The sequence below is a fragment of the Neglectibacter sp. CSJ-5 genome (assembly GCF_032490475.1).
Taxonomy (GTDB): Bacteria; Bacillota; Clostridia; order Oscillospirales; family Acutalibacteraceae; genus Hominenteromicrobium; species Hominenteromicrobium mulieris.
Genome location: NZ_JAVYJC010000002.1, coordinates 531,400 through 543,498, shown reverse-complemented (window position 1 = coordinate 543,498; position 12,099 = coordinate 531,400). Strand labels below are relative to the sequence as shown.

Sequence of the window (12,099 nt, the reverse complement as noted above, 5' to 3'; positions counted from 1 at the left end):
GGCCCTGCCTGGCGGCTTGAAGTTGTGCGCTCTCGCGAAGAAATGCGCCGGGAAGCCTATGGTTTCCTGCCTGATGGGTGATTCGACAGCGCTTGCCTCAGCAATTGTGCGGTGCTGCCTTAGGAAAGCTTAGATCACGTTATATTCCTTGAGCAGCTTTTCAATGTCCGTATGCTCAATTTTCTTCAGCGCTTCTTTCAGAACAAGGCGCTCGATGAGGCCGAGGTCCATATCGGTCACTTTCTTGCCGTCGCGGAGTTTAACGGTGGCATCAAGCAGTGCGCGTAAATCGTATACGCTGCCCCAGACCTCCGGCACGCCACGGTCTACGTTCAGTAGCGTGTATACGGCCTCCATGCCGGTACGCATGGAATATTCCGTCGTGAAAATGGTGTCGCGCTTCGTTTCGGCGAACTGACCGAGGAACGCGAAGTTCACAGCGCCCGCAGGCACAACGTCCGGGCGGTCACCGTATGCGCGAGGCATGAAGAATGCGGTGATATACGGCATCATGCACGGCACGGTGTTGGCGCTTGTCTCCGCAAGCTCTTCAATCTGATCCTCCGGTACACCGATGTGATACAGCCATTCCATGTAGATCTCCTTGCCGGTGCACTCGCGCATCGGCTTTTTGACGTAATCGCCGGGCTTGTCGGAGAACAGGCCATAGACCCACACAAGGCAGTGACCCTTCGGCTGTGCTTTGAACTGCGGCTGGCGGTTGATGGTCCAGCTTAAAAGCCAGGAGGAGTCCTTTACGGAAACAATGCCGCCGGTGACGACCTTGCCGGTGAACGGGTCGCGCTTGCAGATGTTCTTGATATACGGAATGATGCGGTCGTCAAGCGTCTCAACGGTGGCGCTCATCCAGTTCGTCTGCTCAGGATCGCTGCAGAACTTATCCGGGTGACCGAAAGAGGAGTCTTGCGCGGCAATTTTGCGCCACATATCCCAGCCGCCGCTCTCGCGGATTTCGGTATTGAACTTAGCCGGCGTGTTCTGGTCACCGATAGAGGAATTCTCCACGCAGCCGCCGTTCGTGATGAACACAAGGTCGTTTTCGGTGAGGTCGATGTGCTCTTCCTTGCCGTCGCGCAGCGTGTCGATGCGCGTTGCAAGCTTGCGCTGTTCGTTACAGTCAAACTCGACGTTTGTGACCTTCACGCCGAAGTGAAACTGCACGCCGTAGCTTTCAAGATACTTCACCATCGGCAGAATCATGGACTCATACTGGTTGTACTTTGTAAAGCGCAGTGCCTTGAAATCCGGCAGACCGCCGATGTGGTGGATAAAGCGCTGAATGTACAGCTTCATTTCGAGTGCGGAGTGCCAGTTTTCAAAGGCGAACATCGTGCGCCAGTAGAGCCAGAAGTTGGAGTTCAGCACCTCGTCGTCGAATACGTCCGTAATGCGCTTGTCCTGCAAGTCTTCGTTCGGCGTGAAGAACAGCTTCATGATCTCCATAGCGCCCTTATCGGAAATATCAAACTTACCGTCCGTGTGGGCGTCCTCGCCGCGGTTCACGGTCGCGCGGCACAGGGAGTAGTTCGGGTCTTCTTTGTTAAGCCAATAGTATTCGTCCAAAACGGAAACGCCCTCGGTCTCCATGGACGGAATGGAACGGAACAGGTCCCACATGACTTCAAAGTGGTTGTCCATTTCACGGCCGCCACGCATCACGTAGCCGACGTTTTCAAACTTCCAGCCGTCGCATGCACCGCCTGCGAGCTGCTCTTTTTCGAGGATGTGCACATGCTCGCCTTTCATCTGGCCGTCGCGCACCAGGTAGCACGCTGCTGTAAGGGCTGCCAGACCGCTGCCGACGATATACGCCGATTTTTGGTCTACGCCCTCCGGCTTCTTCGGTCTTGCAAATGCTTCATAGTTGCCGCTTGCATAATACATATAAAAAACCTCCTAAAGTGTTTCTTTTGTTTTTGTGTCTACATCTTAGCATGTCTTTTTGTGCGAAACAATATACAGAAAAGCCGCCGTGTTCAGTTTTTAAACACGGCGGCAAATGCGTATAAATTTTTATCACGAACGGCGTTTTGATAAAAAAGGGCAGCGCCATATTCTCAAACAGCGCTGCCCGTATGATTTCAAATTTAAGCGTTTCTGTACCGTTCCAGCGCGGCAGAGACACTGCCGTGTATTGCAACGGAAAGATCGGCGACGATTATATTTGGGTCATCCTTCATGTCGTGCTTGATCCAGTCCAACACAAGCCCCACAAAGGCATATTTATAGAAATTTGCAAGGAATTTCCTGTCTTCGTCGCGCACGTTCATGCCTTTGGCTTTTTCGTTTATCACGTGTATAAGAAGATCATAGGTGATGCGGTACAGGTAGTTTTCCACCTTTTCACGGCTGATGGAACGGTAAACATTCATGATGAACGGTTTGTTTGCGTTCAAATCTTCAAAAATGCGCAGGTAGCCTTGCTGCCAAGTATCGTAGTCCTTTTTGCCCTCCAAAATGCGACTGGCTTCTTCCTCAAATGCCCATTCAATGAGGTCGTAAATATCCTTAAAGTGATAGTAAAACGTCATGCGGCTGATGCCGCAGTCATCTGTAATATCGCTGATGGTGACTTTATCGAGCGGCTTTTTAAGCAACTGATTTTTAAGCGAAGCGACAAGCGCACGCTTTGTGACCTGAGACATAGCAAACCTCCGGCAGTTTTTTCTTTCTTCTACACGAATATACCACGAAAGGTCCTTAATTTCAAGGAACAGACTGTGAACTTTCCGTTTAAAGGGGCGGTCATATTGTCCGCTTTCCGCTCATACAATGTAGCGAAACAAAGGGCAGCGAAAGGAAGGTTACAGAGCTTATGCGGATGGAAACAAACACAGAGCGCTATGAGGGCTTTGAACAGATTTTTGACGGCGTGCAGGAGTGTCCCGTAGATACGGAATACACCCTGCCGGATTACTGTGCGGATATCCAGAAGATTTTAAAGTGTATCGTCACACCGGAGGTCACGTCCGTTTCGACGGCAGGGGACAGCCTTACGATCGACGGCTGCGCTTCCATGCATGTTTTATATCTTGATGCAAAAGGCGGCTGCGTGCGCGGATTTGATACGAAAAAAGAGTTCACCTGTTCGGTGCGGCTGCGTGCACAGGCGGAAAACGTGACGGCGGAAGCGGAGCCGTTCGTGCAGCACATGACCTGCCGCGCCATGAACGCCCGCAGGGTCGATCTGCACATCACTTTGGGACTTTCCGTGCGCGCTTACGCCGTGCGGCAGCTTGAAATTGCAGACTGCATTTCGGATGACCGTGTGGAAACAAAGTGCGAAGAATACGATGTTACCCGCGCCGTAGGCTGCGTGATGCACGCATTTATTTTGGAGCAGAACGCAGAGCTGCCAAACGGTAAGTCGCCTATTGAGACCGTTTTGCGCTGCAGTGTGCGGTATCAGATCGATACGGTGCAGCCACAGGCGGGCGGCGCGGTCGTCACGGGAAAGGCGTGTGTGGAAATCTTATACCGCACGTTTTCCGATACCGCCATGCCGGAGCGCTTTTCGTGTATATTGCCGTTTACGCAGACAGTGGAGTGCGCCGGCGCGGGGGAGGACTGCACCGTACAAATCTCCGTGCTTGGCGGCGAATGCACCGTACAGCCGCGTGAGGACAGCGTGGGCGAGTATACCGTGCTGAATCTTTACCTAAAGCCCACATTCTGCGTGCAGTTTACAAAGTCGTGTACCGTGCGCACCGTGTGCGACGCGTATTCCATAAAGGGCGCGTGGGCGGCGAAATACAAGAATCTCTCGCTGGAGCGCTGTGAGGTGCTGCCGCCGCGCAGCGTGCGCGTGAAGGAGAACGTACCCGTTCCCGAAAACGACCTCGAGCAGGTGCTCGACATTTGGTGTGAGGGCCTCACGCTGACGGCGTTTACCGAAAAAGAAAACGCTGCCGTGCGCGGCAAATTCACCGTGTGCCTTTTATACCGCACGAAAGAGAAGCAGATTGCCTACACGGAGCGCATGCTCGATTTCACCGATGTCCATACCGCAGAAATCGTCGGACGCCGCAGTGTGCGCGGCGAGATTACATCTGTGCAGTATGTCATTACGGACAGCAGCACGGTGGAGTGCACCGCAGAGCTGCGCATGGAAGAACAGGTGCGCGTGGTATACGCCGCGCGGTCACTCGAAAGCGCGGAGCTCGATGAGACCACCGAGCCGGAGCCCTGCTGCGCGGCGGTGTATTATGCTTCAAGCGGCGAAAAGGTCTGGGACATCGCAAAACGCTATCACGCCCGCGTCAGCGCCATCCGCACGCATAACGACTGTATGGAAGACGTTTTGAGCGAAGACCGCCCCGTGATCATCTGCCGAAAATAAGACAGCGGAAAGGATATGGCTATGGAAGCATTCAGCGTATATAAAGATATGCAGTCGCGCACGAACGGCGAAATTTATATCGGCGTCGTCGGTCCTGTGCGCACGGGCAAATCGACCTTCATCAAGAAATTTATGGATACGACGGTCATCCCGAACATCGAAGATGAGGCCGCGCGCGACCGTGCCGTCGACGAGTTGCCGCAGTCCGCCTCGGGCCGAACCATCATGACGACCGAGCCAAAGTTTATCCCTGAGCAGGCCGTCACCGTAAAAATGGATGATACGGCGGAGTTTAAGGTGCGGCTCATCGACTGCGTGGGCTTCATCGTGCCGAGCGCCCTTGGATACATAGAAGAGGAGCAGCCGCGCATGGTGCGCACACCGTGGTTTGAAGACCCCATCCCGTTCAACATGGCGGCGGAGATCGGTACGCAGAAGGTGATCACGGAGCATTCGACCATCGGGCTCGTCATCACGACGGACGGAAGCATCAGCGACATACCGCGCGAGGAATACGAGGAAGCGGAAGCGCGTGTCATTGCAGAATTAAAGTCCACGAACCGCCCGTACATTGTGCTTTTAAACTGCGTTTACCCGAATACGAACGAAGCCCGTGCGCTTGCAAACGAGCTTTCCGAGCGTTATAACGTGCCGGTTCTGCCCGTGAACTGTATGGACATCACGGAGCAGGACATTCAGGGCATTTTGGGGAAGCTTTTATATCAGTTCCCCGTACGGGAAATTCGACTCGACATTCCCGGCTGGATCATCGATCTTGACGATGACCACTGGCTCAAAAAAGAGATTTTCGATACCCTGAAAGGCGCATGCGATATCCATAGGGTCTGCGAGGTGCAGCAGGTCTCGGGTAGTCTCGCCGCATGCGAGGACCTCAAAACCGCCCGTTGCGCGCGCATGGATCTCGGCAGCGGCGCGTGCGTGCTGGAGCTTACCCCCATGCCGTCGCTGTTTTTCAAAATTCTCGGCGAAAAGACCGGCATGGAGGTTGCAGACGAAACCGCCCTGCTCACAAAGCTCATCGAGATGAACGAGATCAAAAAGAAATTCGCAAAGCTGCAAAGCGCCTACGACGACGTGATGCAGACGGGTTACGGCATCGTCATGCCCGATATGGAGGAGCTGACGCTCGAGGAGCCGGAGATCATCAAGCAGAACGGCAAGTTCGGCATTCGCCTGAAAGCGGCCGCACCGTCCATCCATATGATGCGCACATGCATCCGCACGGAGGTTACGCCCATCGTCGGCTCGGAGCAGCAGTCCGAAGATCTTGTGCTGTACTTGCTGAAAGAATTTGAGGAAAATCCGTCGCAGATCTGGGGCTCCAACATTTTCGGCAAATCGCTGCATGAGCTTGTGAACGAGGGCATGCACAATAAGCTCGCCCGAATGCCGGAGGATGCGCGCGGCAAGGTGCGAGAGACCATTGAGCGCATCATCAACGATGGCTGCAACGGGCTTATCTGCATCATTTTGTAGCGGAGGGAACCATGCAGTTTTACGAAGCGCCTACGCCAAACGACGAGGAAAAGCCGTCCGAGCCGATACCTGCCGAAACAGAAGCGCAAGTGCCGAAGGACAGAGCCGCCGCAAAGAAAGCCATAAGCGGCGGCTTTTGCCTTACCGTGTTCCAAACGCTTGTGTGCGTGCTCATTTTGCTTGCGGCGTTTTTTCTGCGCGGCTTTCTGCCGGAGCTATACGGCGAGCTGCGTGCCAAATACGATGCGGAGCTGAACCGCTCTGTTTTGATTTTGCAGGATGACGTTCCGCATTCATAATACGGTACTCACGCTGCGCTTCGGCTTTTTTGCGGCGCTGGCCGTGCTGCTCACATTAGACGGCAGTGTGCATGTGCTGCCCGCGCTTTTGGCGGTGGCGGTGCATGAGACAGGGCACATTCTGGCAGCAAAGCTGTGCGGCATGCAGATCAAATCGGTCACGTTCGGCGCGCTCGGCATTCACATGGCGGGGGAGACGGCAAGCGTCGGCGATTTTCGCCGCGCCGTCGTGTCGCTTGCGGGACCGCTTGCAAATCTACTTAGCTTCCTGCTGCTTTTGCCGCTGCCGCGCGTCTATTCTGCCGTGCAGCTCACGCTGTTCGCGTTCCACGTGCTGCCCGCCGTACCGTTGGACGGCGGCACCGCGCTTTACTGTCTGCTGCGCGGCACATTTAGTGAAAAAACGGCCGAGCGCACAATAACCGTGTCGTCCGTCCTTCTGGCGCTTACCTTCGGCACGCTCGGGTTTTCGGTTTTGATTTCTACGGGCTACAACTTTACGCTTTTGTTTTTGGCGGTTTACATCTTATTTTACTTAATTCTGAAACAGCGGGGGAACATGTGTTGAAATTCCCCCGCTGTTCGGTTATAATAAAATAGATAAGTTATGCAAAGGTCAAAACGAAAGGTAATTTTATGCTGAATAAAAAACTGGACAAGATCCTGCCGAAGGTGCAGAAGCCGGGACGTTACGTCGGCGGCGAGCTGAATTCGGTCATTAAAAATAAAGAGGACGTGGACGTACGCTTTGCGTTCTGCTTTCCCGATACGTATGAGATCGGCATGTCACACCTCGGCATCAAGATTCTGTATTCGATCTTCAATAACGTCGATTACATTTGGTGCGAGCGCGTGTTTGCGCCGTGGATCGACATGGAGCAGGCGATGATCGAAAACGACATTCCGCTCTACGGCTTAGAGAGCGGCGACTCCGTCAGCGAGTTCGATTTCATCGGCTTTACGCTGCAATATGAGCTGAGCTTCACAAACATCCTCAATATGTTAAAGCTTTCCGGCGTGCCGCTTTTGAGCCGCGACCGCACGGAACTCAAAAACATCGTGGTCGGCGGCGGCCCGTGCGCCTGCAACCCGGAGCCCATCGCGGATTTCTTTGACATTCTGTTCCTCGGTGATGGCGAAGAGGTGGATTTGGAGGTCATTGAGCTGTTCCGCAAGTGCCGCAAAGAGGGCAAAACGAAGCAGGAATTCTTAATGGAAGCGGCGCAGATTGAAGGCGTGTACGTGCCGTCGCTTTACGATGTGGAATACAACGAAGACGGCACCGTGAAAGCCTATATCCCGCACGCCGGCGTGCCGAAGACTATTCGCAAGCGCGTCTGCAACGATGTGGACAACATGTATTTCCCGGAAAATTTCGTTGTGCCGTTTCTCGACATCGTGCACGACCGCGCCGTCGTTGAAGTGCTGCGCGGGTGCATTCGCGGCTGCCGCTTCTGCCAGGCAGGCTTCCTCTATCGCCCGTTCCGCGAAAAGAGCGTGGAAACCATCAACCGGCAGGCAAAGCGGTTGTGTGAAACGACCGGCTACGATGAAATCTCCCTTTCCTCGCTCAGCACCAGCGATTACAGCCGACTTTTCGAGCTGCTCGACACGCTGCACACGTGGTCGGAGGACGAGCGTGTCAGCGTTTCTCTGCCGTCCCTGCGCGTCGATAACTTCTCCACGGAGCTCATCGATAAAATTGCGTCCGTGCGCAAAAGCGGTCTGACGTTCGCGCCGGAAGCCGGCACGCAGCGCATGCGTGACGTCATCAACAAAAACGTCACGGAAGAAGAGCTCAAGCGCACCGTGCAGATTGCGTTCAACAACGGTTGGTCGAAGGTGAAGCTCTATTTTATGATCGGCCTGCCGACCGAGACCGATGAAGACGTCGTGGGCATTCCGGGTCTCGGTCAGAAGGTTGTCGATTGGTACTACGAGACGGAAAACCGTCAGAAAGGCAGAAAGGTCGCCGTTACGGTCAGCGCCGCGGCATTCGTGCCGAAGCCGTTCACGCCGTTCCAGTGGTTCGGGCAGGATACCATCGAAATGCTCGAGAGAAAGCAGAAGCTCCTGCGCGAGTCCACATTCTCCCGTAAGCTTACAGTCAACTACCACGGCGCGGAAACAAGTTTTCTCGAAGCCGTGTTCGCGCGCGGTGACCGCAAACTGAACGCCGTTATTCTGGAGGCCCATAAGCGCGGCATGCGCTTTGACGGCTGGGCGGACTGCTTCGATTTTGACGCGTGGATGCAGGTCTTTAAAGATCTCGGCATAGACCCCGCGTTTTACGCAAACCGCCGGCGCAGCTTTGATGAGGTCTTCCCATGGGATCACCTCGATTACGGCATTAAAAAGGAATTTCTCATCGAGGAATGTAAGCGTGCCTATGCGTCTGAGACGACGCCGAACTGCCGCGAAAAATGCTCTGCTTGCGGTGCAGCCTGCTTTAAAGGAGGTCTTTGCGTTGAGAAAAGATGTTAGAGTCTGGTTTTCCAAAACCGGCACGGCACGGTACATTTCGCACCTGGATTTAAACCGCTGCATGTCCCGCGCGTTCCACAAAGCAAAGCTGCCGCTGTGGTACACGGAGGGCTTTAACCCGCACGTGTTCTTGACGTTCGCGGCCCCGCTTTCGCTCGGCTTTGAAGGCCGTCACGAATCAATGGACATTCGCCTCATCGAGGACATGCCGTATCCGGAGCTCATCGAAAAATTGAACGCTGGCTTGCCGCATGATATCCGCGTGTGGGCGGTGACGGAACCCGAAATGAAGGGCAACGATGTCGCAAACGCCGAGTACATCCTGCGTCTGGAGTGCGAAGACCCGGCGTTTGAAAAAAGCGAGATGCAGCGCGTGCTTGCCGAGCCGGAGCTTACGGTAAAGAAGCACTCCAAAAAGGGCGAAAAGATCGTCGATATCAAGCCGTACTTTGAAAACATGACGTTTGAAGAAAAACCAAACTGCCTTGAAATGACGGTGCGCCTGCCCGCGGGCAACCAGGGCGGTATTAACCCGACGCTCTTTGTGGACGCCGCAGAGCGCGTATTGAACCGCGAGTTGCTTGTCCGCGTGGAGCGCACACGGCTTTTCGACAGCGCGTTCCGCGAATTTAAGTAAAACGGCGGAAAATCACGTCTGTTTTTCGCGTAATGCGCAGTTTATCTGCATTTTTTCGCGATCTTTGTGCGGGTTTCCGTTAAAAAACACTTGCTTTTTTCCGCATGTTGTGATAAACTATTTAAGCATTTGAAATCCGTTGGCCCTCAAACGCTGCCAATGGGGATCAATGCACGGTGCAAACCGCGTCATTGAAGCGGACAGTCCTCTGCGGCGCGTACCGCATGAATGTCTGAAAAATTATCAGGAGGAAGATCAAATGGACGCATTAAAGCTTATTGCTGCCGATTCCGTTAAGGAGCAGGCACCTGAGTTCAACGTTGGCGATACCATCCGTATCGACGTAAACATCCGCGAGGGTGAGCGTGAAAGAATTCAGCAGTTCGAAGGCACAGTTATTGCCCGCAAGGGTTCCGGTGTAGGCGAGACCTTCACGGTTCGCCGCGTTTCCTACGGCGTAGGCGTGGAGCGTGTATTCCCGCTGCATTCCCCGAACGTAAAGAACATCACGGTTGTCCGTAAGGGCCGTGTTCGCCGCGCAAAGCTCTACTATCTGCGTGACCGCGTCGGTAAGGCTGCTAAGGTCAAGAGCCAGGTTCGCTAAATCGAATAGCAAACGGAGTAAAAGGGGCAATGCTTTGTCCCTTTTTTACTTTATATAGAAATAATACACTGTAAAAACAGAAATTGGTGAAAGCTGCATGGAAAAAAACATCAAAACCGCGTCTAAAGGCGTCCGCTCCATGTACGAATGGTTGGAGGAGATCGTCTTTGCGCTTGTGGCCGTTATCCTTGTGTTCACATTCCTGTTCCGTGTTGTTACCGTCACGGGCAAGTCGATGCTGCCGAATTTTGTAGAGGGCGAAAAGGTCGTCGTCACGAACCTCGGGCACGACATCGAGCAGGGCACCGTGGTCGTTGTCACGAACGTTTTGGAGGAGCCCATCATCAAGCGCGTCATCGCAACGGAGGGGCAAACGGTCGATATCGATTATGACACCGGCACCGTGTATATCGACGGCGAAGCGCTGAACGAAACGCAGTTCGGCATTGAAAACGGCATCACGTTCCACCCGTATGACGGATATGAAGCGCTCGTGTTCCCGCAGACCGTGCCGAAGGGCTGCGTGTTCGTTTTGGGCGATAACCGAACCGTATCAAGGGACAGCCGTTATGCGGAGATCGGCATGATCGACACGCGCCATATCATGGGCGAAGCCGTGTTCACGCTTTACCCGTTCGATCGCTTCGGTTTTGTGAAAACGAATGAAAACAACTAAGAAAACAAGATACCCAGAGAGGATACAGTATGAGTGAAGTACAATCGGTACAGTGGTTTCCGGGCCACATGGCGAAAACGCGCCGCGCCATCCAAAGCAGCTTAAAGCTTGTGGATATTGTCGCGGAGCTTATCGATGCCCGCATCCCCGTCAGCAGCCGCAACCCGGTGCTGAAAAGTATCATCGGCAATAAGCCCAAAATCGTGCTGCTGAATAAATCCGATATGGCAGATCCCGCCCGCACGGCGGAGTGGGTGGATTATTTTAAACAGCATAAAACTGTCGCCATCCCGATCGACTGCAAGACCGGCAAGGGCCTAAACCGCCTGCTGCCGGAAATCAAAAACATCCTGCGTGAGCAGATTGCTGCGTGGGAACGCAAGGGCATGGTGGGCAGACCCATCCGCATCATGGTCGTCGGTGTGCCGAATGTTGGCAAATCGTCGCTCATCAACCGCCTTTGTAAGGGCGGCAACGCAGGCAAAGCTGCCGTGCAGGATAAACCGGGCGTGACGCGCCGCAACCAGTGGTTCACGATTGGCAAGGGTCTCGAGCTGCTCGATACACCGGGCGTGCTGTGGCCGAAGTTTGAAGATCCGGTCGTCGGCGAACATTTGGCGTTCACCGGTGCCGTGCGCGACGAAATTCTCGACATTGAGGGACTTTCTTACCGCCTGTTGGAGCTTTTGCAGGACTTATATCCCGAAGCCGTCAACACGCGCTATAAAACGGATATTCGTCCCGAAGAAGAACTTAAGGGCCACGAAATTCTGGAGCGCATCGGCAGAAAGCGCGGTATGCTCATTTCCGGCGGCGAAATCGATACCGAGCGCGCAGCCGTGAACGTGTTGGACGAATACCGCGGCGGTAAGCTCGGGCGCATCACATTAGAGCCTGTCGGCCGCCCGTTAAAGTAATATCGGAAAGGAAAATTCCATGGATTATTCCTTTGAACATGAAGCCTATTTAAAAGGCTATACCGCCGTCTGCGGTATCGATGAAGCCGGCCGCGGTCCGCTTGCCGGCCCCGTTTACGCAGCTGCCGTGTGGCTTCCGGAGGGGCTTGTCATCGACGGCCTCAATGATTCCAAAAAGCTGAGCGAAAAAAAGCGTGAGGCGCTCTTTGACGTCATTAAAGAAAATGCCGTCGCTTACGGTATCGGCTTTGCGGACGAAAAAGAGATCGATGTGATCAACATTTTACAGGCGACATATCTCGCCATGCGCCGTGCGTATGACAATATGCAGAAAGCGTGCGATTATGTGCTCATCGACGGCAACCGTATGCCGCCCATGCCCGTGCCGGGCGAGACCATCGTCAAGGGCGATGCAAAAAGCCCCAGCATCGCGGCAGCATCAATTTTAGCGAAAGTCAGCCGAGACCGCGTGATGCTGGAATACGCAAAGCTATATCCCGGATATCATTTCGAGAAGCACAAGGGCTACGGCACCAAAGTGCATGTGGAAGCACTGCACGAATTCGGCCCGTGCCCCATCCACCGCAAGACGTTTTTAAAGAAAATTCTGGGCTGAGGAGGTGTG

12 protein-coding genes are annotated in these 12,099 nt (G+C 54.1%); 10 read left to right on the top strand and 2 right to left on the bottom strand.

The features are described 5' to 3' along the window. Window positions 1-129: 129 nt before the first annotated feature. Together R2K26_RS06745 and R2K26_RS06740 are read right to left on the bottom strand one after the other, a co-directional pair. Window positions 130-1,905 (bottom strand): oleate hydratase, encoded by a 1,776-nt coding sequence (locus tag R2K26_RS06745; RefSeq protein WP_316519330.1) that lies wholly within the window; start codon window positions 1,903-1,905, stop codon window positions 130-132. Between the two features lie 203 nt (window positions 1,906-2,108). Next, window positions 2,109-2,666 (bottom strand): TetR/AcrR family transcriptional regulator C-terminal domain-containing protein, encoded by a 558-nt coding sequence (locus R2K26_RS06740; RefSeq protein WP_316519329.1) that lies wholly within the window; start codon window positions 2,664-2,666, stop codon window positions 2,109-2,111. A gap of 170 nt (window positions 2,667-2,836) precedes the next feature. On the opposite strand from R2K26_RS06740, the gene R2K26_RS06735 reads away from it, so the two are divergent. The 10 genes from R2K26_RS06735 to R2K26_RS06690 all read left to right on the top strand — a co-directional run bounded on the left by R2K26_RS06735 (window position 2,837) and on the right by R2K26_RS06690 (window position 12,090). Next, on the top strand, window positions 2,837-4,360 hold the full coding sequence (locus tag R2K26_RS06735) for a DUF3794 domain-containing protein (protein ID WP_316519328.1): 1,524 nt from the start codon (window positions 2,837-2,839) through the stop codon (window positions 4,358-4,360). 21 nt (window positions 4,361-4,381) lie between these two features. Continuing rightward, the gene (spoIVA, locus tag R2K26_RS06730) at window positions 4,382-5,857 is read left to right on the top strand and encodes a stage IV sporulation protein A (protein ID WP_316519337.1); all 1,476 of its coding nucleotides are present in this window, start codon (window positions 4,382-4,384) and stop codon (window positions 5,855-5,857) included. 11 nt (window positions 5,858-5,868) lie between these two features. Then, complete coding sequence (locus tag R2K26_RS06725; protein WP_316519327.1) at window positions 5,869-6,156, top strand: hypothetical protein; 288 nt, start codon at window positions 5,869-5,871, stop codon at window positions 6,154-6,156. Continuing rightward, window positions 6,137-6,724 (top strand): M50 family metallopeptidase, encoded by a 588-nt coding sequence (locus R2K26_RS06720; RefSeq protein WP_316519326.1) that lies wholly within the window; start codon window positions 6,137-6,139, stop codon window positions 6,722-6,724. The genes R2K26_RS06725 and R2K26_RS06720 overlap by 20 nt, the downstream gene beginning before the upstream one ends. 68 nt (window positions 6,725-6,792) lie before the next feature. Next, window positions 6,793-8,640, top strand: a complete 1,848-nt coding sequence (locus tag R2K26_RS06715) for a TIGR03960 family B12-binding radical SAM protein (RefSeq protein ID WP_316519325.1) — start codon at window positions 6,793-6,795, stop codon at window positions 8,638-8,640. Beyond that, entirely contained in the window at window positions 8,624-9,277 is a 654-nt protein-coding gene (locus R2K26_RS06710) for a TIGR03936 family radical SAM-associated protein (protein ID WP_176821376.1), read from the top strand. The genes R2K26_RS06715 and R2K26_RS06710 overlap by 17 nt, the downstream gene beginning before the upstream one ends. 259 nt (window positions 9,278-9,536) lie before the next feature. Beyond that, window positions 9,537-9,881, top strand: coding sequence for a 50S ribosomal protein L19 (gene rplS / locus R2K26_RS06705; protein ID WP_316519324.1), 345 nt, complete (start codon window positions 9,537-9,539; stop codon window positions 9,879-9,881). A 139-nt stretch (window positions 9,882-10,020) separates the two neighbouring features. Then, window positions 10,021-10,557, top strand: a complete 537-nt coding sequence (gene lepB, locus R2K26_RS06700; protein ID WP_316519323.1) for a signal peptidase I — start codon at window positions 10,021-10,023, stop codon at window positions 10,555-10,557. A 29-nt stretch (window positions 10,558-10,586) separates the two neighbouring features. Then, window positions 10,587-11,474, top strand: a complete 888-nt coding sequence (ylqF, locus tag R2K26_RS06695) for a ribosome biogenesis GTPase YlqF (protein WP_316519322.1) — start codon at window positions 10,587-10,589, stop codon at window positions 11,472-11,474. 19 nt (window positions 11,475-11,493) lie between these two features. After that, window positions 11,494-12,090: a ribonuclease HII gene (locus tag R2K26_RS06690; RefSeq protein WP_316519321.1), complete on the top strand. Its 597-nt coding sequence runs from the start codon at window positions 11,494-11,496 to the stop codon at window positions 12,088-12,090. Window positions 12,091-12,099: the final 9 nt, after the last annotated feature.